Annotated in this window: 18 protein-coding genes and 1 pseudogene; 5 read left to right on the top strand and 14 right to left on the bottom strand. The window is 62.3% G+C overall.

Annotation, left to right across the window (positions count from 1 at the left end; genetic code table 11):
• Positions 1–8: 8 nt before the first annotated feature.
• Genes ASD52_RS15335 through ASD52_RS15325 form a run of 3 tightly spaced genes read right to left on the bottom strand, consistent with a single transcriptional unit; the run spans position 9 to position 3,529 of the window.
• Positions 9–893, bottom strand: a complete 885-nt coding sequence (locus tag ASD52_RS15335; protein WP_025426066.1) for a patatin-like phospholipase family protein — start codon at positions 891–893, stop codon at positions 9–11.
• A 59-nt stretch (positions 894–952) separates the two neighbouring features.
• Positions 953–1,513, bottom strand: coding sequence for a 16S rRNA (guanine(966)-N(2))-methyltransferase RsmD (gene rsmD, locus ASD52_RS15330; RefSeq protein WP_025426065.1), 561 nt, complete (start codon positions 1,511–1,513; stop codon positions 953–955).
• A gap of 6 nt (positions 1,514–1,519) precedes the next feature.
• Positions 1,520–3,529 (bottom strand): pseudouridine synthase, encoded by a 2,010-nt coding sequence (locus ASD52_RS15325; RefSeq protein WP_025426064.1) that lies wholly within the window; start codon positions 3,527–3,529, stop codon positions 1,520–1,522.
• Positions 3,530–3,602: 73 nt separating this feature from the next.
• On the opposite strand from ASD52_RS15325, the gene ASD52_RS15320 reads away from it, so the two are divergent.
• Positions 3,603–4,052 (top strand): nucleoside deaminase, encoded by a 450-nt coding sequence (locus tag ASD52_RS15320; protein WP_025426063.1) that lies wholly within the window; start codon positions 3,603–3,605, stop codon positions 4,050–4,052.
• Positions 4,053–4,064: 12 nt separating this feature from the next.
• Here ASD52_RS15320 and ASD52_RS15315 read toward each other — a convergent pair whose 3' ends face one another.
• The 5 genes from ASD52_RS15315 to ASD52_RS15295 all read right to left on the bottom strand — a co-directional run bounded on the left by ASD52_RS15315 (position 4,065) and on the right by ASD52_RS15295 (position 10,397).
• Positions 4,065–4,544: a GNAT family N-acetyltransferase gene (locus tag ASD52_RS15315; RefSeq protein ID WP_025426062.1), complete on the bottom strand. Its 480-nt coding sequence runs from the start codon at positions 4,542–4,544 to the stop codon at positions 4,065–4,067.
• Between the two features lie 3 nt (positions 4,545–4,547).
• A complete protein-coding gene (locus ASD52_RS15310) occupies positions 4,548–5,168 on the bottom strand; it encodes a hypothetical protein (protein WP_025426061.1) in 621 nt (206 codons plus the stop codon).
• Positions 5,169–5,296: 128 nt separating this feature from the next.
• Positions 5,297–8,206 carry an isoleucine--tRNA ligase gene (gene ileS / locus ASD52_RS15305; RefSeq protein WP_025426060.1) on the bottom strand — a complete coding sequence of 970 codons (2,910 nt, stop codon included), beginning with the start codon at positions 8,204–8,206 and terminating at the stop codon, positions 5,297–5,299.
• 345 nt (positions 8,207–8,551) lie between these two features.
• Positions 8,552–9,535, bottom strand: coding sequence for a bifunctional riboflavin kinase/FAD synthetase (locus ASD52_RS15300; protein WP_025426059.1), 984 nt, complete (start codon positions 9,533–9,535; stop codon positions 8,552–8,554).
• A 13-nt stretch (positions 9,536–9,548) separates the two neighbouring features.
• Positions 9,549–10,397 carry a TIGR01459 family HAD-type hydrolase gene (locus tag ASD52_RS15295; RefSeq protein WP_025426058.1) on the bottom strand — a complete coding sequence of 283 codons (849 nt, stop codon included), beginning with the start codon at positions 10,395–10,397 and terminating at the stop codon, positions 9,549–9,551.
• A 468-nt stretch (positions 10,398–10,865) separates the two neighbouring features.
• On the opposite strand from ASD52_RS15295, the gene groES reads away from it, so the two are divergent.
• From groES to ASD52_RS15280, 3 genes are all read left to right on the top strand, one after another.
• Positions 10,866–11,162, top strand: a complete 297-nt coding sequence (gene groES / locus ASD52_RS15290; RefSeq protein WP_004675403.1) for a co-chaperone GroES — start codon at positions 10,866–10,868, stop codon at positions 11,160–11,162.
• 62 nt (positions 11,163–11,224) lie between these two features.
• Positions 11,225–12,862, top strand: coding sequence for a chaperonin GroEL (groL, locus tag ASD52_RS15285; protein ID WP_025426057.1), 1,638 nt, complete (start codon positions 11,225–11,227; stop codon positions 12,860–12,862).
• 765 nt (positions 12,863–13,627) lie between these two features.
• Positions 13,628–14,074, top strand: coding sequence for a hypothetical protein (locus ASD52_RS15280; RefSeq protein ID WP_025426056.1), 447 nt, complete (start codon positions 13,628–13,630; stop codon positions 14,072–14,074).
• A 165-nt stretch (positions 14,075–14,239) separates the two neighbouring features.
• Here the strand turns inward: ASD52_RS15280 and ASD52_RS15275 are convergent, their stop codons facing one another.
• From ASD52_RS15275 to hisS, 6 genes and pseudogenes are all read right to left on the bottom strand, one after another.
• Complete coding sequence (locus tag ASD52_RS15275) at positions 14,240–17,038, bottom strand: EAL domain-containing protein (RefSeq protein ID WP_025426055.1); 2,799 nt, start codon at positions 17,036–17,038, stop codon at positions 14,240–14,242.
• A 425-nt stretch (positions 17,039–17,463) separates the two neighbouring features.
• Positions 17,464–18,702 (bottom strand): FAD-dependent oxidoreductase, encoded by a 1,239-nt coding sequence (locus ASD52_RS15270; protein ID WP_038575919.1) that lies wholly within the window; start codon positions 18,700–18,702, stop codon positions 17,464–17,466.
• A 77-nt stretch (positions 18,703–18,779) separates the two neighbouring features.
• Positions 18,780–19,488, bottom strand: a pseudogene (locus ASD52_RS15265) (glutathione binding-like protein).
• A 107-nt stretch (positions 19,489–19,595) separates the two neighbouring features.
• On the bottom strand, positions 19,596–20,291 hold the full coding sequence (gene hisG, locus ASD52_RS15260) for an ATP phosphoribosyltransferase (RefSeq protein ID WP_025426053.1): 696 nt from the start codon (positions 20,289–20,291) through the stop codon (positions 19,596–19,598).
• A complete protein-coding gene (locus tag ASD52_RS15255; protein ID WP_025426052.1) occupies positions 20,288–21,430 on the bottom strand; it encodes an ATP phosphoribosyltransferase regulatory subunit in 1,143 nt (380 codons plus the stop codon). Before ASD52_RS15255 ends, hisG begins: the two co-directional genes overlap by 4 nt.
• Before the next feature lie 5 nt (positions 21,431–21,435).
• Positions 21,436–22,950, bottom strand: coding sequence for a histidine--tRNA ligase (gene hisS / locus ASD52_RS15250; RefSeq protein WP_025426051.1), 1,515 nt, complete (start codon positions 22,948–22,950; stop codon positions 21,436–21,438).
• Positions 22,951–23,123: 173 nt separating this feature from the next.
• Here hisS and ASD52_RS15245 point away from each other — a divergent pair, with 173 nt between their 5' ends.
• Entirely contained in the window at positions 23,124–23,486 is a 363-nt protein-coding gene (locus tag ASD52_RS15245) for a hypothetical protein (RefSeq protein ID WP_057224780.1), read from the top strand.
• Positions 23,487–23,584 lie beyond the last annotated feature (98 nt).

The following is a 23,584-nucleotide window of genomic DNA, read 5'->3' as shown; positions in this document are numbered from 1 at the left end:
CGACAGCCTTATCCGGAGACGCCGGCCACCTTCATTCGCTCCTCAAGCGTCCGCTTGAACTGATCCTTGATGCCGGCGGTCGCCGCCAGGACTTCCTTTGCGCGCAGAAAATCCATCACCCGATAGCGGCCGACATCCGGCCGCAGCAGGATATCCGGCGCACCTTCCTTCAGTTTCATGGCGATGATCGACTGCATCATCAGCTGGCTGGCGCCGAACAGGCTGTCGATGCGGCTGGGGATCGTCTCGCCATCACCGTCCGGGCCGCCGACGACATCGACGCCGACGACGATCTCAGCAAGGCCGCGAAGATGATCGAAGGGGATGGGATTGTAGATGCCGCCATCGATCATCACCCGGCCGTCGATCTTGACCGGCATGAAGACCGCAGGCAGGGCTGCGGACGCCGCCAGCGCCTTCTGCAGGTCGCCTGTCGCGCAGATGTGCTCGGTCTGGCCATAGTAGTCGGTAACGACAACTTTGAGCGGAATATCCAGTTCTGAAAACGTCGCGGGGATGGCTTCGGGCAGGAACGCCTTCAAGACGCGCTCGATGTTGAACTGACCGAAACGAAAGCCGTTGGTCATCGCTTCCGACCAGCTAGCCGGTCGCAACTGCCACAGGCGATTGACGACCTCGCGGCGGTGGCCAACCGTCGCAAGCGTGTGTTCCCGGATTTCCTTGCCGCTGAGGCCCGCCGCCATACCGGCGCCCATGATGGCGCCGATCGACGAGCCGGCGATGACAACAGGGCGAATGCCCAACTCGTCGAAAGCCTCGATGACATGGATATGGGCGAGCCCGCGGGCACCGCCGCCGCCAAGCGCCAGCGCGACCGACGGTTCGCTCGCGCTGACCGGCGAAATATCCGCGGTGGAAACGTCCTGCTTCATCGACCTGCACCTCAGTTCAGCCGGCAGTCTAACTTTGCAAGCGAATCAAAAGTGTGACGTCAGACGCCACGGAAGCGGTAGAAATGCATGCGTGTATCGCCGAACACCCTGACGTCCAGCCGCTCGAAAACGGCTGTTGGCGCAGGCTGAACGTCGGCACGCTCCTCCAGCACGACAAGGGCATTCGGAACCAGCCAATTGCCGAGAGCCGCCGACGCCAACGCCTTCTCTCCCAATCCCATCGCGTAGGGTGGATCTGCAAAGACCAGGTGGAACGGCTCCATCGTGCCGACGGAACCGAGGCTGGTCGCATCCCTGCGGAAGACCTTGGCGCGACCTTGCAGGCCGAACGCCTCGATATTGTTCTGCAGGAGACCCCTGCCCTCGACGCCCTGTTCGACGAAGAGTGCCTGACGGCACCCCCGCGACAGGGCCTCGAGGCCCACGGCTCCGGTGCCGGCAAAAAGATCCAGCACCCGGGTGCCATCGAGAGCCTCCGGATACGAATGGCTCAGGATGTTGAACAGGCTTTCGCGCGTCCGGTCGGTGGTCGGACGGATATCATTCGACTTGGGCGTAGCCAGACTGCGGCCACGGAACTCTCCGCCGACAATGCGCACGACCGCTTAGTTTCCTCTGCCGCGCGGCTTGCCGCCGGCCGGGCGCCCACCGCCACCGGGACGGCCGCCACCACCGGGCCTGCCGCCGCCGCCAGCCGGTTTTCCGCCACCGGGCTTGCCGCCACGCGGACCACCCGAGCGTTCACCAAAGGATTTGCCGCCGGATGGCTTGCCACCGAAGGACTTACCGCGAGGCTTATCGCCGAACGGGCGGTCACCGCCTTCGCGGCGTGGCGGACGATCGCCCTCGGCGCGCGGGGTTCTCGGCTTGTCGGAATAGCTGCGCGGACCACCTTCGGCGCGGGCAGGCCGATCGCCACGTGGGCGGTCGCCATCTTCGCGACGTGCAGGCCGGTCGCCTTCAGCGCGCGGGAACCGCGGCTTGTCGGAGAAGCTGCGCGGTCCTCCTTCTGAACGGGCCGGCCGATCGCCGCCTTCGCGACGCGGGGGACGATCACCGTGATCGCGCGACCTGCGGTCTCCGGCATCGCCCGACTTGCGCCGGCCGAAGCCGCCATCACGGCCTTCATCCTTGCCGCGGCGTGCGGGTTCGCTGGCGCTGATCCATTCGCCCTCTTCATCCCGGCGCTTGACCGGTGCGGCGGAAGCCGGACGGTCGAAGTCCCTGGGCGCACCGCCCTTGCGGTCGGGATCGAACTTGCCGGATGACTTCGTCGCAAATCCATCCTTCGTGCGGCCGTAGCGTTTGGTCTTCGGAGCGCCATCCGGGCGCTCGCGACGGGCCGGCGTTGCCGAGGCATCGCCTTCAGCGGACTTCGGCTTCTTCTCGGCCAGCGGACGCGCACCGGGCGCCATCCACACATTGGCCGTGCGGGCGCGTTGCGCCGGCGTGCGCTTCGGCCGATCCTCGAACTTGGCGTCGCCGCGCTCTTCGCGGGGGCCACCCTTGCCGCGGGGACCTTCCTTACCACGCGGCCCATCCTTGCCACGGCCACCGTCGCGGCGGTCGTCACGACGGGTATCAAGACGGGAAAGCGCGCGCTCGCGCTTGTCTTCCGGCTTTTCCCAGCGGTTGGCACGCTCGGGCTTGCGGGTGTCGGAGGCTTCGCCTTCCGGCGCTTCGCCAGGAAGGGTTGCCGACTGATCGTTGTAGAGCGGCGCGTCGAAGTTCGCCTTGGCGTCTTCGATCAGGCGCGGGCCGAGCTGGTCGCGCAGCGTCCGGCCACGGATTTCCTGCACATGGCCTTCCGGCAATTCGCCGAGCTGGAACGGGCCGTAGGAGATACGGATAAGGCGGTTGACGTCGAGCCCGAGCGCGCCGAGCACGTTCTTGATCTCACGGTTCTTGCCTTCGCGCAGACCCATCGTGATCCAGACGTTCGAACCCTGCACACGGTCGAGCGTCGCTTCGATGCCGCCGTAAAGCACGCCGTCGACGGCAATGCCGTCCTTCAGCTTGTCCAGTTCGTCCTGGTCGATTTCGCCATGGGCGCGCACGCGGTAGCGGCGCAGCCAGCCGGTCGACGGAAGTTCGAGCACGCGGGCAAGCCCGCCGTCGTTGGTCAAAAGCAGCAGGCCTTCGGTGTTGATGTCGAGGCGGCCGATCGATAGAACGCGCGGCAGCTCGTCCGGCAGGTTGTCAAAGACCGTCGGGCGGCCCTCCGGGTCGGCATTGGTGGTCACCAGTCCGGCCGGCTTGTGGTAGAGCCACAGACGGGTGCGCTCGATGCCGCGGATCGGATTTCCGTCGACTTCGATGCTGTCGGCCAGTGTCGCGTTGACAACAGGCGTGTCGAGAATGACGCCGTTGAGCTTCACCCGACCTTCCATGATCATGCGTTCGATATCGCGGCGCGAGGCAACGCCGGCGCGCGCCAGGATTTTGGAGATGCGCTGCGGCTCGTCGCTGCTTGCGGCGGCGGGCTTCGGGCCTGCCTTGGGCGGCCGCGAGGCACCGGCTTCAGGCGCTGCCGCCTTCTTGCCAGCGAATTGAGGTTTCTTGTCCCGGCCAGCGGGCTTGCCGCCAGGCCGCGTGGGCTTGTCTTTGGATGTCATTTGTGTTGCCTGCCTTTTGCGGCTGTCCTATCAGGTCGGAGCCCGTGGGTTAAGAGAAATTATTGTTTGAGCGATGGCTGATACGACACGCTTCATGGATGCGGCCCTCGAAGAGGCCAAAAAGGCGGGCCAACGTGGCGAGGTGCCGATCGGCGCCGTCGTCGTTTTCAACGGCGAGATCATCGCGCGCGCCGGAAACCGAACCCGCGAACTCAACGATATCACCGCCCATGCCGAGGTCGTTGCGATCCGCGAAGCGTCCATGGTGCTCAACGACGAACGGCTGACGGGCGCCGACCTCTATGTCACCCTGGAGCCCTGCACCATGTGCGCGGCAGCGATTTCCTTTGCCCGCATCCGTCGCCTCTACTACGGCGCCGAAGACCCCAAGGGTGGCGCGGTCGATAGCGGCGTGCGCTTTTACGGCTCGCCGACATGCCACCACGTGCCCGATGTCTATTCCGGGCTTGCCGAGCGCGAAGCCGCTGACATTCTCAGGGATTTTTTTGCCGGGAAACGCTAAGTGAGCGAACTCTCAGCCGGCTGCGAAAGACTCTAGCGCCGCACCCGCAAGCCGGTAGCGCGTCCACTCCGACATCGGTTCGGCGCCGACGGCTTCGTAAACGCGGATTGCCGGCTCGTTCCAATCGAGCACGCTCCATTCGAAACGACCACAGCCTTCCTCGACGGCGATCTTGGCGAGATGCTTCAACAGCATCTTGCCCGCGCCGGAGCCGCGGCAATCCGGCGTTACGTAGAGGTCTTCGAGATAAAGCCCCTTGCGCGCCTGCCAGGTGGAGTAGTTGTAGAACCACATGGCAAAGCCAGCCGGCTTTCCGTCCTTCTCGCAGATCACCGCACGGGTGAGCGCATCCGGGCCAAAGAGCGAGGCCTGCAACTGCTCGACCGTCGCCTCGACTTCGTCGGGCGCCTTCTCGTAGGTGGCCAGTTCTGTGATGAAGCGCAGGATGGTTTCCGCGTCTTCCGGTCGCGCGTCGCGAATGCTGATCGTCATGGTTTAAAAGGGCCAGTACCACTTGCTGCCGGAATTCTTGATCTGCGCTTCCTTCTTGCGGCGGCGCTCCTTGAGCTTTTCCGGCTCACCAAGGTCGGCTTCCGAAGCTTCCGGAAGGCGGCGGTATTCGAGCGGCGGATCGCTCAGGAAGCGGCGCTTGTCGGCGTAGGCACCCATCTCGATCTTGCGCGCGTCGCGATAGGCTTGCTGCTGCTCCTTGGCCGAAAGGCGGCGGCCATTGGCGCTGGCCTTTGCGAGTGGCGAGACGTAGTTTGGGTTGTCCTTGTTGGCGTCGGCTTCTTCGCGCAGACGGTTGCGCGCCTCTTCCGGAGATTCGACCCACTCCGGATTGGCTTCGCGACTGGCGAGCGACTTCTGCGGCTCCACGAGGGCGGTCTGCTGGCCGGTAGGCGGCAGCACCAGGCCGGGGCGCGGCTGGTACTTGACCGGATCACGCTTCGTCGGGGTAAAGCTCACAGCGCTTCCGAGATCGTCGATCAACTGCTCGCCAGCCGATTTGTCGGTGCCGTAGGTCGGACCGCCGATGCAGCCGGAAAGTACCAGGCCGCTCGTCATAATGGCGGCAACGCTAGCAAACAGTCGCAACTCTCGCGTCATTTCCATGAAATTCCTTCTAACCGGCCACCGTCACGTGCGCGGCCACTCAGCGCCATGGCGGATAAATCCGCCAAATTTCGGGCAGGTTTTACCGGATGAATGCGGTAAGCGCAATTCATCCGGTAAATGATCCCTTAAGCCTTGAAGCCAAGTTCCCGCAGGGCGGCGGCATCGCGGGCAGACACCTCAGGGTAGAGTGCATCCGAACCGACATCGGTCGTGATCCGCCAGGAGCGGGCGCACTTGCGGCCAACGGCGGCCTCCGGAACGACGCCAACCTTGGCGACCTCAGGCAGACGGAAGGCGTCGGCAGGGCCCTCGCCCGCCTCGACGGTGATCGCCGACGTGATGCAGATCTCGGCGAAGTCTTCGCCTTCGAGCGCCTTCAACAGCTCCGGATCGGCGATGTAGACGACGGGAGCCGCCTCCAGCGACGAGCCGATACGCTTCTCGCGACGCTCGATTTCAAGCGCCCCGGTCACGACCGTGCGCACCGCGCGGATCTTTTCCCACTTCGCCTCGAGGGCGTCGTTCTTCCATTCCGCCGGGATCGCCGGGAACTGCTCGAGATGGACCGAGACAGCGTCAGGCTTGCGCGACAGCCATGCTTCTTCGCAGGTGAAGGGCAGCATCGGCGCGAGCCACAGCACCAGGCAATCGAACAGCTTGCGGATCACCGCAAGCGCCGACCGGCGACGAAGGCTCGACGGTGCGTCGCAATAGAGCGCATCCTTGCGCACGTCGAAATAGAACGCGGAGAGTTCGACGTTCGAGAAATCGATCAGAGCGCGGGCGATCCTCTTGAAGTCGAACGCGTCATAACCTTCACGAACGACCTGGTCGAGTTCGGCCAGGCGATGCAGCATCAGTTTTTCCAGCTCGGGCAGCTCGGCGTGGGCGACTTCCTCGCCCTTGTCGTGCGCCAGCGTGCCCAGCATCCAGCGGATGGTATTGCGCAGCTTGCGATAGGCGTCGATGTTGGTCTGGATGATCGTCTTGCCGAGGCGCTGATCTTCCCAATAGTCCGTCGTCATCACCCAGAGGCGCAGGATGTCGGCGCCGGCATCCTTCATCACTTCCTGCGGCGTGACGGTGTTGCCCTTCGACTTCGACATCTTCTCGCCCTTCTCATCCATGGTGAAACCATGAGTGACAACGGCGTTGTAGGGCGCACGGCCGCGCGTTGCGCAGGATTCGAGCAGCGACGAATGGAACCAGCCGCGGTGCTGGTCGGAGCCTTCGAGATAGACGTCAGCCGGCCACTTCAGATCCGGACGATCTTCGAGCGTGAAGGTATGCGTCGAGCCTGAATCGAACCAGACGTCGAGAATGTCCATGACCTGGTGCCACTTCTCGTGGTCGTGGTCATTACCGAGGAAGCGATCCTTGGCACCTTCGGCGAACCAGGCATCGGCGCCTTCCTGCTCGAAGGCTTCGAGAATGCGGGCGTTGACGGCCTCATCGACAAGGATCTCGCCCTGCTCGTCGGCAAAGATCGCGATCGGAACGCCCCAGGCACGCTGGCGCGAGAGCACCCAGTCCGGACGTCCCTCGATCATCGCACGCAGGCGGTTCTGGCCGGCGCCGGGGACGAAGCGGGTATCGTCGATGGCCGACAGGGCGCGCGAGCGCAGCGTGGTGCCGTCGCCGAAGCCCTTGTCCATGTAGACGAACCACTGCGGCGTGTTGCGGAAGATCACCGGCTTCTTGGAACGCCAGGAATGCGGATAGGAATGCTTCAGACGGCCGCGGGCAAACAGCGCGTGACGGGCGATCAGCGCCTTGATGACGCGATCATTGGCATCGCCCTTCTTGCCCTTGTCGTCGAGCACGCGGCCGGCGCCACCTTCGGCGTCCGGGCCGAAGCCATGGGCGTCGGCGGTGAAATAACCGGCGTCGTCGACGGTGAACGGAATTGCCGAGGAGATGCCGCGGGCTTCAAGCGCGCGGGCATTGTCCATCCAGGCGTCAAAGTCCTCGCGGCCGTGGCTCGGCGCCGTGTGCACGAAGCCGGTGCCGGCGTCGTCGGTGACATGGTCGCCATCGAGCAACGGCACCTTGAACGCGTAACCGCCACCCAGCCCATGCAGCGGATGGGCGCAGGTGACGGCGGCCAGTTCAGCGCCCTCGATGTCGCGGACGAAATTGAAGGTGAGCTTCGCCTTGGCGGCGGACTCGTCTGCCAGACGTTTGGCGAAGATCAGCTTTTCGCCGGGCTGCGGACCGAAATCGTTCTCTGCAGTCGCAACCTCGTAGAGACCATAGGCGTAACGCGAGGAGAAGGCGATGGCGCGGTTGCCGGGGATCGTCCAGGGTGTGGTCGTCCAGATCACGACGAAGGTGCCTGCAAGATCTGCCGAGCCTTCGGTGACCGGGAACTTCACCCAGATCATGTCGCTTTCGACGTCGGCATATTCGACTTCGGCTTCGGCCAGCGCCGTGCGCTCGACGACCGACCACATCACCGGCTTGGAGCCGCGATAGAGCTGCCCCATCTTGGCGATTTTCATCAGTTCGCCGGCGATGCGGGCTTCGGCGTGGAAGTTCATCGTCGTATAGGGGTTGTCGAAGTCGCCCTCAATGCCGAGGCGCTTGAACTCTTCCGCCTGGATCTGGATCCAGCCCGCAGCGAAGTCGCGGCATTCCTTGCGGAACTCGTTAACCGGGACCTCGTCCTTGTTCTGGCCCTTCTCGCGATACTTCTCCTCGATCTTCCATTCGATCGGCAGGCCGTGGCAATCCCAGCCCGGCACGTAGTTGGCGTCGAAGCCGCGCATCTGGAACGAGCGGTTGATGACGTCCTTGAGGATCTTGTTCAGCGCATGGCCGATATGGATGTTGCCGTTGGCGTAGGGAGGGCCGTCATGCAGCACGAATTTCTCGCGACCGGCGGCCGAGGCACGCAGCTTCTTGTAGAGACCCATCTTCTGCCAGCGGGAAACCGTTTCGGGCTCCTTCTGCGGCAGGCCGGCACGCATCGGAAACTCCGTCTGCGGCAGATAGAGGGTGGAGGAATAGTCGATCTTCTCAGCGGTATCTGTCATGGTCTTTGCAATCGTCTTTTCCGCGCGGATCATCGCGCATGCGAAAGGGTTCGGTATCCGGCGCATAACCCTGAAATCGGGATCGATTTTCGGAAAAGGATCATGCGCAGCTTCAAAGTGTTCGAGCTACCTTAGCGTGTCCAAGAGACGCGCGGCGCTCCAGAGATGACTGAGGCGTTGGAAACGCCGAAATCCCGGACCTTCCGGCGGCCTAGTGCGCGCGGAAAGCCGGGCCAATAATTCGCTGATCGATGGTCAGTCGACGGTGCCGGGTCATGGTGGCCGGTTGTTTAAGGCGTTTTCGGCCTTTTGAAAAGGTCCGCCGCTTCGGCGCGACGGATTTCTTTAGGCGAAGTTGATCCGGCGATCGATATCGCTCAAGGGCGTGACGCCGGAGAGCAACGCCCTCGCCTCGTCTTCGTCCTTTCGGATCTGCGCCACCAGCGGGTCGAGCCCGTCGAACTTCAGCTCGTCGCGCAGGTGGCCGAAGAACGAAACCGAACAGACCTCGCCGTAGAGATCGCCGGAAAAATCGAAGACGAAGGTTTCAAGCAACGCCTCGCCGTCGCTGTCGACGGTCGGACGCCGGCCAAAGCTGGCAACGCCATCATAGAGCGAGCCGTCAGCCCGGCGGAAGCGCACGGCATAGATGCCGGTTCTAAGTTCGACCTCGGGCGGTAGACGCATGTTGGCCGTGGGATAGCCGAGGGTCCGCCCGAGTTTTTTGCCGTCGATTACTTCGGCCTCGACCGTGTAGCGATAGCCGAGCAAGCCGGCCGCGTGAGAAACGTCGCCCTGGCCGAGCAGCGAGCGAATGAAGCTCGAGGAGATCACCGAGGCATTCTCATCGCGGAAGGCGTCGACCAGGGTGACGCCGAAGCCGTTTTCGCCGCCCGCCGCCATCAGAAAGGCGGGACCGCCTTCGCGCCCCTTGCCGAAATGGAAATCGAACCCGGTGACCACATGCGAGGCATGCAGCCACTCCAGGAGCACCCGATGGATGAAATCGGACGCGGAAAGTTCGGAGAAGGTGCGATCGAACGGGTATTCGATGACGGCGCCAAACCCCATGCCTTCGAGGATACGGGCTTTCAGCGGTGCGGGCGTCAGCCGGAAGACCGGCGTGTCTGGCCGAAAGACCGTGCGCGGATGCGGCTCGAAGGTCAACACCAGTGCGGGAACGCCGCGTGCCGCGGCTTCTTCCAGCGCTCGCTCCAGCACGGATTGGTGGCCGCGGTGAACACCGTCGAAATTGCCGATGGCGACAACGCCGCCACGCAGACGCTCGGGCAGCGGGTCGCGGGTTTCGTTGCGATGAAAAACCGTCATCTCGATCTTCCCGTCAGGCGAGCCTGGGCATCCACCACTTCGGCGAAGCACCTTCCTTCCTCAGGAAGGCAGTAAGCTTCGCCTCGTCGGTGCGGCTTTCGTTCATGTATTCTTGCGCGTGAATACCGGCACTGATGTAAAGCAGATCGAAGCCGGCATCCTGGGCGCCCTTGACATCGGTCGGCATACCGTCGCCGACGGCGATGACACGCGACAGATCGAGTGGACCGCGAACGGCCTTGGCTTCCGTCAGCGCGGCACGGTAGATGGAGATATAGGGCTTTCCGGCGATCCGGGCTTCGCCGCCGAGCTCCTCGTAAAGCTTGGCGATGGCGCCGGCACAGGGGATCAGCCGGTGGCCGCGCTCGACCACCAGGTCCGGATTGGCGCAGATGAACGGGATCTTGCGCTTGGCAAGTCCGGTCAGCGTCGCGCGATAGTGCTCCGGCGTTTCGGTTTCATCGTCGTAGAAGCCGGCGCAGACGACGGTCTCTGCATCTTCCGACGAGACGATCTCGGTGCCGAGCCCTTCGAGCAACGGCAGATCGCGTTCGGCGCCGATGAAGAAAATCTTCTTGTCGGCTGCGGCGATCAAGGTGCGGGTCACATCGCCCGACGTGACGATGCGATCATAGGCTTCATCGGGAACGCCCAGCCCGCGGATCTGTACCTTGACGCTGGGGCTTGGCCGGGGAGAATTGGTGATGAGGACAACCGTAAGCCCTGCTGCACGCGCTTCCGCCAGGGCCTCGCAGGCCGACGCAAACGCCTGAACGCCGTTGTGGAGAACACCCCAGACGTCACAGAGCACGACGTCATAGCGCCCTGCGATTTCCCGAAAACTGTTGATCCTTGCGGCCATGCGGGCTTCCTGCAAACTCGGTTTCCGGCTTGCATGGCAAGGAAGGGCCGAGAATACAAGCCTCGCGCCTAGAAAATCGCCGCCATTCCCAAGGATTCGGCGCCCGCCCCTCCCTCATGCCGAGGAGACGGTCCACGGGACATCAGCGTCAGGGCCTGCCGACCCCGAGGCTCATGATAACAACCGGATCGGGCAGCGAGACCAGGCAAATCCTCGATATCGGATCTGCCCAAATTCCGACCGCTTCATGCAATAGGCAGGCAAACGTTCCGGCCCGGCCGCCGTTCGTTGCCTGTCATCAGCCGCCGATAATCATGTCGCCTGAAATTTTTTGAACGGCCAATCCTTGACTCGTCCCGGACCCAGCCTTATCTCGGCCTCGCTAGCACTCGACAAAAGAGAGTGCTAACACCCATCCATCGGGTCGTTGAGCGATCCGTAGTGTCATTTGATCGAGGGATTAGACTAATGGCAAGCACCAATTTCCGCCCGCTGCACGACCGCGTTGTCGTCCGCCGCGTCGAGTCTGAGGAAAAGACCAAGGGCGGCATCATCATTCCGGACACCGCTAAGGAAAAGCCGCAGGAAGGCGAAATCGTCGCTGTTGGCTCGGGCGCCCGTGACGAAAGCGGCAAGGTTGTTGCTCTCGACGTCAAGGCTGGCGACCGCGTTCTGTTCGGCAAGTGGTCGGGCACCGAAGTCAAGATCAACGGCGAAGACCTTCTCATCATGAAGGAAGCCGACATCATGGGCATCATCGGCTGATCTGCCGTCGTCCACACCTTTTCATGACAACCAATGGGCAATGAGCCCGGGAGTTTTCTCAAATGGCTGCAAAAGAAATCAAATTCGGCCGCACCGCGCGCGAAAAGATGCTGCGTGGCGTCGATATCCTCGCTGACGCCGTAAAGGTCACGCTCGGCCCGAAGGGCCGTAACGTCATCATCGACAAGTCCTTCGGCGCTCCGCGCATCACCAAGGACGGCGTATCAGTTGCCAAGGAAATCGAACTTGAAGACAAGTTCGAAAACATGGGCGCCCAGATGGTCCGCGAAGTTGCTTCGAAGACCAACGACATCGCCGGCGACGGCACCACGACTGCAACCGTTCTGGCCCAGGCGATCGTTCGCGAAGGCGCCAAGGCTGTTGCTGCCGGCATGAACCCGATGGACCTGAAGCGCGGCATCGACCTCGCTGTCACCGAAGTCGTCAAGGATCTCCAGGCCAAGGCCAAGAAGATCAACACTTCGGAAGAAGTCGCACAGGTCGGCACGATCTCGGCAAACGGCGAGCGTCAGATCGGCCTCGACATCGCAGAAGCGATGCAGAAGGTCGGCAACGAAGGCGTCATCACGGTTGAAGAAGCCAAGACCGCCGAAACCGAACTCGAAGTCGTCGAAGGCATGCAGTTCGACCGTGGCTACCTCAGCCCCTACTTCGTCACCAACCCGGAAAAGATGGTCGCTGACCTCGACGACGTCTTCGTTCTCCTCCACGAGAAGAAGCTCTCGAACCTCCAGGCCATGCTCCCGGTTCTCGAAGCTGTCGTTCAGACCGGCAAGCCGCTCCTCATCATCGCTGAAGACGTCGAAGGCGAAGCTCTTGCTACGCTCGTCGTCAACAAGCTGCGTGGCGGCCTGAAGATCGCTGCCGTCAAGGCTCCGGGCTTCGGCGATCGCCGCAAGGCCATGCTCGAAGACATCGCCATCCTGACCGGTGGTACCGTGATCTCCGAAGACCTCGGCATCAAGCTCGAAAACGTCACGCTCGACATGCTCGGCCGTGCGAAGAAGGTTTCGATCTCCAAGGAAAACACCACGATCGTCGACGGTGCTGGCCAGAAGAGCGACATCGAAGGCCGCGTTTCGCAGATCAAGGCTCAGATCGAAGAAACCACTTCTGACTACGACCGCGAAAAGCTGCAGGAACGTCTTGCCAAGCTCGCTGGCGGCGTTGCCGTAATCCGCGTTGGCGGCTCGACGGAAGTTGAAGTGAAGGAAAAGAAGGACCGCATCGACGACGCTCTCAACGCGACGCGCGCTGCTGTTCAGGAAGGCATCGTACCGGGCGGCGGCGTTGCCCTGCTGCGTTCTTCCGTCAAGATCACCGTCAAGGGTGTGAACGACGACCAGGAAGCCGGCATCAACATCGTTCGTCGCGCTCTGCAGGCTCCGGCCCGCCAGATCGCTGAGAACGCTGGTGACGAAGCTTCGATCGTTGTCGGCAAGATCCTCGACAAGGACCAGGACAACTTCGGCTACAACGCCCAGACCGGCGAATATGGCGACATGATTGCCATGGGCATCATCGACCCGGTCAAGGTTGTTCGCACCGCCCTTCAGGACGCGGCTTCGGTTGCTGGCCTTCTCGTTACGACGGAAGCCATGATCGCCGAACTGCCGAAGAAGGACTCGCCGGCGATGCCGGGCGGCATGGGCGGCATGGGCGGCATGGACATGATGTGATAGGGCGCCAGCCCAATCGCAGCATTGTCCATAGAGCTTCGCCCATGCACCAAGAGCAGTTCAGCGCGTCAAGCGCGCTGAACGGGCGGCATGGACATGATGTGATAGGGCGCCAGCCCAATCGCAGCATTGTCCATAAAGCTTTGCCCATGCACTAAGAGCGGTTCAGCGCGTCAAGCGCGCTGAACGGGCAGCATGGACATGATGTGATAGGGCGCCAGCCTTATCGCGGACCTGTTCAAGCAGATCCACGATGATCCATTCGGATCGGAAAGGGCGACCCTCGGGTCGCCCTTTCTCGTTTTTGCGATAATCCTGCGGTTGCATCTAACGTGCACGTCAAAGCTGTCCGCAGGAAAAATTACCCGGTAGCTGCGGCGGCACTAAAAAAGCGTTGAAGTCGAGAAAAAACGAACTATAACACCGCCCCAAGTGGACAGAGATTCACGAGAGACTGGATGGTGGGCCTAAAGCGAGCGAAAAATCGCTCAAACTTTTCATATTAACTGTGTGTCCAAGCTCTCTTTGAGAACATCACGCAAAGCATATAAGTATTTCATCGCAAATTAAGCCGGCCTTTCCTGCGAAATCATTTCGCTTGGCGAGCTACGTCACAGTTTCGTGACCTTTCCGTACAGAAAGACGCAAACGACTATCGTGCGTGTTCTTCCTGCTATGGGTCGATGGCTGGCGAGGGTTGTATATTGGGGATGGGCCTGCCTGGTGGGAAGACGACATTCGCCAGGGGTCGTGCTGGGGTAGACCGTGTTTAAGATCACGAGAACAAATTCAGTTCCCCTCGGTGTTCCGGGACAGATGCATTCCGGTCTCCCGCATCAGGAATTCCTGGAACAGTTCTGCGTTTCCGAAGGTTGGTCGGGCGACCTGTCGACGGGCCTGTTCCGGCTTGGCGAGAAGGCGTCCGCGATCCACGGTCTCAACGAGAGCGAATGCGGGCTGCTCAATTTCGTGCGCTGCTACGACCTCGCCGACCGCAACCACGTGCTCGAGCTTTTTGAGCAGGCGGCAACCACGTGTTCGTCCTTCTGCTTCTCGACGACGATCAGCCTCGAATCCGGCCACAAGCAGCCGGTGTTCTGCATCGGCGAATCCTCGGGCCTCGAAGAACGCTATTCCGGTACGATCCACGGCATCTTCTTCTTCCCGCGCTTCCTTGTCGAAGGTGCGGGAAAGATGCTTCTGCGCCAGTAGGTGCATTCCCGCCTACAGAGCGCTTCCGCGCTTAAACAGAGTCCCAAAAGCGTTCCAGCTCGTTGTCTTTACGCGTTTCCTGGTGGAAAATCGCATCGCACTTTTCCTGGAAATAGCCTCAATGATGTTTGCCGGGCCGCCGTGTCGTGCAGGCGGCGGCGACCGTCAGGCGGCCGCCACTTTCACCTTGCCCATGGCGAGACTTGAGATCGGTGCTGGTCTGCCGAGCAGGTAACCCTGCGCTTCGTCACAGCCTTCCGCCTGCAGGATATCGAGCTGCGTCTGCGTCTCGACGCCTTCGGCGAGAACAGGAACCGAGAGGCTCTGCCCGAGTGCGAGGATGGCGCGCACGATCGCCTTTGCCTGCGGACTTGCTTCCACCTCCCACATGAAGCTCTTGTCGAGCTTGATCTTGTCGAACGGGAAGGACCGCAGCGTCTCGAGCGACGAATAGCCGGTGCCGAAGTCGTCGATCGCGATGGTGACCCCAAGCTCCTTGATCTGGCGAAGGGTCAGGAGCGCGCGCTCCTTGTCGTCGATGATCGTCGATTCCGTGATTTCGAGTTCCAGCCGCTTCGGGTCGAGCCCGGTCTCGGAAATCACGTCCTCGACCAGGCTGACGATGTCACCATTGGCAAGCTGCACCGGCGAAAGATTGACGGCGATCTTGTGGGTGCTCTGCCAGCCCGCGGCTTCGCGGCAGGCCTCGCGCAGAACCCATTCGCCGATCGGCAGGATCGCGCCGCATTCTTCCGCCAGCGGAATGAACTCGTTCGGAGGCACCATACCGCGCTCGGGATGGTGCCAGCGCAGAAGCACCTCATAACCGATGACGTCACCTGACATCACCGACTTCTGGACCTGGTAGTGCAACGCCAACTGATTCTTCTCGATCGCATCCCACAGATCGTTGGCAAGGCTGCGGCGCTGGCGTGCAGCCTCATCCATCGACACTTCGTAGAAGCAGACGCTCTGGTTCAGCGCGGCCTTGGCGCGGTACATCGCAAGGTCGGCATTGTTGATCAGCGTGTCGGCCGTCTCGGCGTCCTGCGGATAGATCGCGACACCCATGCTGCCACCGGACTTCAACTCGAAGTCGCCGAAGCGCATTTCTTCATGCAGGCTTTTCTCGATGCGGCGGAGGAAGTCGTTGAGTTCGGACAATTCCTCGAAGCGCTTGACGGCCGCGAACTCGTCGCCGCCGAAGCGGGCCACGAACTCGCCCTCCTGCAACAGCGACTTCATCCGCTGGGCAATCGTCACCAACACGAAATCGCCGGCAGCATGGCCATGCAGGTCGTTGACTTCCTTGAACTTATTGAGGTCGAGACCGATCACCGCGACCTTGCGCGAGAACCAGGCGGCCGCATCGAGTTCCTCCTCTAGATAGCTGCTGAACTGCAGCCGGTTCGGGAGGCCCGTCAGGCTGTCATGGCGAGCGAGGAACGAAATCTGCTCCTCGCTGTCCAGGCGCTCGGTGATGTCCTCGTAGGTGCTGACCCAGCCGCCATCCGCGAGGGTGCGGTGCTTGGTCAGGATCGAGCGACCGTTCGGCAGCTTTTCGACGATGTCGCCACCGCCCTTGCCGACCATGTCGACGCGGTGCCTCTGATAGAGTTCTTCCGATTTCGCCCGGGCGATGACCGGATCGGAATAGGTTCGGGCAAAAACCTCGTCGAGGATCTGGCGGAACGTCAGGCCCTTTCCGGCCAGCGTCTCCGAGAAGCCGAAGATCTCGCGGCAGCGCCGGTTGGATAGCAGCAGGCGGTCGCCGCTGTCGAAGAGGCAGATGCCCTGCGACATGTTCTCAAGCGCAATGTCGAGATTCTTGCTCACTTCGGCGATGCGGTCGGCGTCGACCTTTTCCTTGGTGATGTCCTTGACGATCTTGATGAAGCCCGCATGCGTGCCATCCTCATGCAGGAACGGGTCGATCACGACATGCGCCCAGAAGCGCGTGCCATCCCTGCGATAGCGCCAGCCTACACACTCGAACTTGCCGTTGGCATAGGCTTCGTCGAGCGCCTGTTGCGGTACGCCTGCCCGCTGATCCTCGGGAGAATAGAAGCATCCGAAACTCTTGCCGACGATTTCGTCGGCAGTATAGCCCTTGTTGGCTTCGGCTCCGGCATTCCAGCTCGCGACGCGGCCTTTTGCGTCGAGCATGTAGATGGCGTAGTCCTTGACGCTTTTCACGAAGCGGGCGAATTCGCGCTCGGAGGCGGCGGCGGAAAGCTCGGCATGGTGCGCAAAGCCTGCGGCAAGCAAGACCATGGTTAGCAGGAAGAAAGCGGTTCCGGCGATGACGAAAGCAAGAAAATGCGGCTGTATCATCCCCTCGGGCGACGGCAGCAGCAAATCGGCTTCGATCGTCACCGCACCCATCGCCGTGAAGTGCAAGGCGACGATACCGAGCGTCATGAACAGCGTCGCCAGAATTTTGGCTTTCAACGGCCGATCGATGTGTGTGATGGCCCGCAAGGCGCCGATATCGAACAGGGAGCCGGCAAAGACGGAGGCGACGACGAGCGTCCAGTCCCAGCGGATGGTACCTGGAACATCGAGCGCCGCCATGCCGAGGAAGTGCATGCAGGCGACGCCGAAACCGAGGACGATGCCGCCGGCGATCCAGGCGACAGGTCCCTGCGCATAGGTCGCAATCAGCAGTGCCATCGTCGTCAGAACGACCGCGACGGCAAGCGACAGGGCCGTCAGATCGATCTGATAGCCGAGCACGACGCCTGGGTCGTAGGCAAGCATGGCGATGAAGTGGGTCGCCCAGATGCCGAAGCCACTGGCGATGCCGGCAGCCACGGCCCATATCGCCCGCGCCTTGCCTGCGGATGCGCGTCCTCGCTGAAGCAAGGTCACGGCACCGTAGCTCGACAGGAAGCAGATGAGGGCGGCGAGCACGACCAGCTTTGGGTCATGCTCGACCACGAGGCATGTAAGAACCTTGAACATCGCCAAACGCCTAAATGAAATTTCTGGTCCGGAAATGGAACGCCCACTTCCGGTTCATCGCTTCTGTTGGCGTCGTGCCGTTTAAGGAATTGTGAAAAGTCAGGTCGCAACGTCCGTTTCGAAACAGGACGTTGCTTTCGTCCTTAACGAAGGCTGAAATGCCAACGCCTTGTAGTTAAAGATTTCGAAGCGGCCCAATGACGCTGTGACGGTCACACCGCTAAAGCGCATCGGGGTCTCTACTGCATGTTTCCTTAAATCGTCTTCGATATAAGGATAAAAACATGCAGCAATTCAAAGTGCTACAGCGACCTTTGCGCGTCTAATAAGACGCGCGGCGCTGTAGAATTCGCTTGGTGCGCTTCAAGCCCCTGTTTTCGCCTGTCGATGTCGCAAATCCGCTACGCACTTTTGCGCGACAGGCTCTAAGCCTGGGCCAGAAGCGCCTTCAGATCCGATTGCGGATCGGCAATGACGGCCCTGTCCGGATGAATACCCGTCTCCAGCAGCTTCTTGCCGGTGACATAGGCCTTGGCGTCGTTGATCGCGTCGACGGCCAGAAGCTTGCCCTCGCGGAAATACCAGACCGAAACGCTGCCCTCGCGCTGGCCGGGGCGAACGATGGTTTCGTCGTGGCCGAGGCCAAAGCCGGCGATCTGCAACTTCACATCGTACTGGTCCGACCAGAACCAGGGCTTGGGCGCATAAGGCTCGACACCGCCGGCAATGACGGCGGCAACAGCCTCGGCCTGATCCACGGCGTTCTGAACCGATTCGAGGCGGATGCGCATGTTGCCCCAGGGCTGAACGGCGCAATCGCCCATCGCGAAAATCGCCGGGTCGGAGGTGCGGCCGTGGCTGTCGACGACGATGCCGCCGGCGGTTTCAAGACCGGCGTCGTGCGCCAGGTGGTCGTTGGCGGTCACGCCGATACCGACGATGACGAGGTCGACCGGAAGCACCGACCCGTCGGAAAGCTCGACGCCGGTAACGCGGCCATTCTCGCCAACCAGCCGGTTGAGCCCTGTTCCCTCGCGAATATCGACACCGCGCGATCGATGGATTTCTCGAACGATGCCTGACGTCGCCGCGGAGGCGACGCGTTGCAGGATGCGGTCGGCCATCTCGATGACCGTCACCTCAAGCCCGAGCGTTCGTGCAACGGCCGCGGCCTCAAGGCCGATATAGCCGCCGCCGACGACGAGCGCCCGCCTGCCCGGCTTCATCTCTTCAGCCAGCAGATCGGCATCCCTGAAGTCGCGGACGGTGAAAACGCCGTCGAGATCGCCGCCGACCGAGGCTGGCAACCGACGGGGGGTGGCGCCGGTTGCAAACGCGAGCGTCTCATAGTCGAGCGACGTGCCGTCGCTCAGCATCACGCGGCTGGCATCTCGGTCGAGATCCGTCACCGTGGTCGACAGCCTGATGTCGACATCATGCTCGCCGTACCAGGCTTCCGCCCGATAAAGCAGTCGATCAAGGCTCATCTCGCGAAGCAGGTATTTCTTGGAAAGTGGCGGACGCTGATAGGGCAGGCTTGCCTCGGACGCGACGATGGTGATCGGTCTTTCGTCCTTCAACGCCCGCAGTTTGGCGACCAACGCAAAGGCGGCCTGACCGCCACCGATAACAACAAGCTTTCCGGACACGCTCTCACCCGTCATTTATTCGTTTGTACAACAAGGCGTAGCCTTTCCGCCCGAGCCTCGTCAACTCGAACGACGGCCACGCCGGCCGATCGTCAGCCCTTGGCCGGGATCTCCATGCCCTTTTGCGCTGCCGGACGCGCCAGTCCTCGGTCGACCCAGGCCATCACATTCGGGAAGCTCTTGTAGTCGAGCACATCGGCGCCGCCATAGAATTTGCGCGCTCCTTCGACCCAGGGATAGGTGGCGATGTCGGCGATCGTATACTCATCGCCCATCAGCCATTACCGCCCCTGGAGCCGCCCCTCCAGCACGCCCAGCAGCCGTTTCGATTCGTCGCGGTAGCGCTCCACCGGATAGATGTTGTTGGCGACCTTGTCGGCAGCGAATTTGAAGAAGTGACCGAACTGGCCGAGCATCGGGCCGACGCCGCCCATCTGGAACATCACCCAGCAGATCGCTTCATAACGCGCGGCCGCATCCGAAGGCAGAAGTTTCCCTGTCTTTTCCGCGAGATAGAGAAGGATCGCCCCAGACTCGAACAACCCGATCGCCTTGCCGCCAGGGCCGTGCGGATCGATGATCGCCGGAATGCGGCCATTGGGGTTGAGCGACAGGAATTCCGCCGATTTCTGGTCGTTGGTGTCGAACGAGATCCGGTGCGCCTCGTAGGGCAATCCCAGTTCTTCGAGCACAATGGAGATCTTCACGCCGTTCGGCGTCGGCAAGGAATAGAGCTGGGACGATGTCCGGGTTCTTCGCAGGCCAGCGCTTGGTGATCGGAAAGGCGGAAAGGTCGGCCATGGAATGCTCCTCGAAACGAATGGCGCGAACGGCACCCGCCGCTTGCGCCGCGCAGATACCAACCTGCGCTGCGCCCGGCAGAGCGCCTGAGCGGCGGTTCTTAAGTTTCAAAGCGCGTCGCGCACCGCCGAGAGAATGCGACCGACGATCGGGTCGCCGTCATGCGCCGGCTTGCGTGCACGCACCAGGCAGGCCTCCGACCGCAGTATGACGCCGTCGGCAAGGGTCTTCAGGTGGTTGGCATGCAGGGTCGAACCGGTCGAGGTGATGTCGACGATGATGTCGGCAGAGCCGGAGGCCGGCGCACCCTCGGTCGCTCCGAGGCTTTCGACGATGTGGTAGAGCTGGATGCCGTGGCTGCCGGAAAAGTGGTTCTGCGTCAGCCGCCAGTATTTGGTGGCAATCGCCAGCCGCCGCCCGTGGCGGGCGCGGAAGTCGGCGGCGACGTCGCCGAGGTCGGCCATGGTGTCGACGTCGTACCAGATCTCCGGAACGGCGACGACGACATCGGCATGGCCGAAGCCGAGGCGGGCGCAGAACTCGACGCGAGCGTCGGCATTGGCAAGCCCCTCGCGCACAAGGTCTTCTCCGGTGACGCCGAAATCGATCGAGCCGTTGCCGAGCTCGCGCGAAATCTCCGAGGCCGACAGGAAGGCGATCTCGACATCGTCCCAGCCTTCGACACGGCCGCGATAGGAGCGGTCATTGCCGACGGCGACGATCTTCATGCCGGCGCGCTCGAAGATCGCCGAGGCGTCGTCCTTCATCCGCCCCTTGGACGGCAATGCGATGGTGATGGTCATGCGGCACCTCCGCTGGCGGCGATCGCCGCTTCGATCCGGTCGAGCCAGAGCGAGAAGCCGACGGCGGGAATATGTTCGCGCGCGCCAAGCAGGGTTAGGAGCCGGTCGAAGCGCCCGCCACCGGCAAGCACCGCCGGTGTCCCCTCGACTTCGACTTCGAAGACGAGGCCGGTATAATAGTCGAGCGGGCGGCCGAAGGCGGCACGATAGCGAATGACATCGACATCGGCGCCGATGCCGGCAAGCGCCGCCACGCGCGCGTCAAAACGCGCCAGCGCTCCATCGAGCGTCAATCCGGTCTTCTCGGCAAAGCGGAAGAGTGCGGCAGGCGCTTCGGCAAGCGGCATGTCGAGCGCCAGGAATTCACGCACGAGATCCAGCGTTTCCGGATCGAGCCGGGTATTCGCCAGTTCCATCTTTTCCTTCAGGCGGCGGGCGATGTCCTGCGGCGAGCGGCTGGCATTGGTGGAGTAGCCCGTCGCCTCCATGGTTTCGCCGATATGGGCGACAAGCCGCACCTCGTCATCGAGCATGCCGGCGATCGCCAGCCGCTCGACCTCGGGGCCAAAGACGCCGGCAGCCTTTGGATCGGCAAGCTCGGCAAGCAGCTTCTGCAGGTGCTTCTGGTCGCCGAAGGCATGGATCAGCCGCTTCTGCCAGCCGCCCGGCAGGCCACAGGCACCGACGACCGCTTCGAAGACCGACTGGTCGCCGAGCGTGACCGCCAGGCGCCGGCCAGGAAGACGATTGGCAACCACCCGCATGGCATTGCCGACCGCACGCGCGTCGGAGGCGGCGATATCGGTATCACCGAGATCTTCGATGCCGGCCTGATAGAATTCGTTGCCGCCTTCGCGGCGCTGACGAAACACTTCGCCGAGATAGGCATAACGCTTGGGCGTGCCGGTTGCCGTTTCGATGTGGCGAAGGCAGACGGGGATGGTGAATTCCGGCCGCAGACAGAGGCTCTCTCCGGTCTCACTCTCGGTCATGAAGATGCGGCGGCGAAGATCCTCGCCAGCCATGGCGAGAAACGGCTCCGCCGGTTGGATCACCGGTGTGTCGACCCGAAGCGTGCCGAGACTTTCGAACTCGGCAAGCAGATCTGCGGAGAAGGCGGGAAGGTTGATCAGAGGCATCGCCGTCAGCCTGCCCTTGCCCGGTCCTCGGCCTGTGCCGCGAGCATTTCACGCACCTTTTCGACAAGGTCGCCTGCGGGCACGGAGACCTGCGCCACCCGCGCCTCGCGCCATGCCGCATTGTCCTCGATTTCGCCCGACAAGCGCTTGCCCTCGATCAGATCCTTGATCTGCACCAGACCGGCGGCGCGCTCGTCGCCGCCCTGAATGATCGCGAGCGGCGCACCGCGACGGTCGGCGTATTTCAGCTGGTCGCCGAAGTTCTTCTTGTTGCCCTGGTACATCTCGGCGCGAATGCCGGCATGGCGGAGCTGCTGCACGAAGCGCTGGTAGTGGCCCATGCTGTCGATGTCACGGTCCATAACGCAGACGACGACCGGTGCCACGACGTCCGACGTGCCGAGCTTGCCAAGGTTCTTGAGCGCGGTCATCAGGCGCGAAACACCGATCGAGAAACCGGTGGCCGGCACCGGCTGGCCCATGAAGCGCGAGACGAGACCATCGTAACGTCCGCCGCCGCCGACCGAACCGAAGACGACCTTTTCGCCCTTCTCATTGGTGACGGCAAACTGCAACTCGGCCTCGAAAACCGGGCCGGTGTAATATTCGAGACCGCGAACGACCGAAGGGTCGATCTTGATGCGATCGGCCTCGTAGCCCGCGCTCACGACCAGGCTGCGGATGGTGTTGAGTTCCTCGACGCCCTCGCCGCCCTTGGCTGTGCCGGCAACGAGCGCTGCGAGTTCGGCGGCACTTTCGGCGTAGTCCTGGATGCCAACGAAGAACAGGACCTTGTCGATCTGCTCGCCGTTCAGACCGGCGCCCTTGGTGAAGTCGCCGCTCTCGTCCTTGCGGCCTTCGCCGAGCAGCAGGCGCACGCCTTCGGGACCGAACTTGTCGAGCTTGTCGATGGCGCGCAGCACCGTCAGGCGGGCATTCGCCTTGTCGTCGCCGCCGAGGCCAATCGCCTCCATGACGCCATCAAGAACCTTGCGGTTGTTGACCCGGATCACGTAGTCGCCGCGCTTGATGCCGAGCGCTTCCATCGTGTCGGCCATCATCATGCACATTTCGGCATCCGCCTGGACGCCGGCGGCACCGACCGTATCGGCATCGAACTGCATGAACTGGCGGAAGCGACCCGGGCCCGGCTTTTCGTTGCGGAAAACGTAGCCGGCGCGATAGGTGCGGAAGGGAAGCTGGATCTCGTTGAAGTTCTCGGCGACGTGACGGGCAAGCGGCGCCGTCAGGTCGTAGCGCAGCGACATCCACTGGTCGTCGTCATCCGTCAGCGAAAACACGCCCTCGTTCGGGCGGTCGCTGTCGGGCAGGAATTTTCCAAGCGCATCGGTGTATTCGAACAGCGGCGTTTCGACCGGATCGAAACCATAACGCTCATAGACTTCGCGGATCTTGACGATCATGTCGTCGGTGGCGCGAATATCGGCGGCCGAACGGTCGACAAAGCCACGCGGAAGGCGTGCCTTGAGCTTCTGCGGTTTCTTTTGTTTCTCGGTCATGGGGAGCATTCCGGACTGTCAGCGGGTTTCGAGCTTTCCCTATCGGATAGAGGCATGGGCGGCAAGGGTTAGCACGGCGCAAAGCGGCTCCAGGCGTGCGCGAAGGCAACGATCGGACCGGCAGCGTGCCGATCACGTCTTCTCTTTGCCACGGGCCATCCTAAGTAAAGGGCATGCGTTTTGCCGCCGTCATACTCCTGTTCGTTGCAGCCCTGTTCTCAGGCGCGCCTTCGGCGATGCTGCAGGCCCAGGACCTGGCGGCCGGTGCCGCACAAACCGCCGCCCATGACTCGTCGCAAAAGCAAGCCGTTCACGCTGGCCATGCGATCTCCTGCGAAGATATCCGGGCATGCAAGGACCACTCGAAAAAACAGGCGCATCCTTCGTCCTGTTCGGCCTGCATCGCGATCGAGCCAATTGCCTTGATGTTCGATCCGGCGACCACGACATCGTCGCGTCTGGCGGCAGCGACATATCCCGCATTGCACGCGATCGGGCCGCGCTCGCCACCACCCAAGTCGTTCCTGCTTGTGTGACCGTCATCGTGGCTCACCTTCGGGTGTATCGGCTGCGCTGACGAAACGAAATTCCATATGACCGGCCGCAACAACCGGCCGACATTTCGGCGATTGCA

The organism is Ensifer sp. Root142 (assembly GCF_001426785.1).
GTDB classification, from domain to species: Bacteria; Pseudomonadota; Alphaproteobacteria; order Rhizobiales; family Rhizobiaceae; genus Ensifer; species Ensifer canadensis.
The sequence above is the reverse complement of the archived record's forward strand: the minus strand, read 5'-3'. Positions and strand labels throughout refer to the sequence as shown.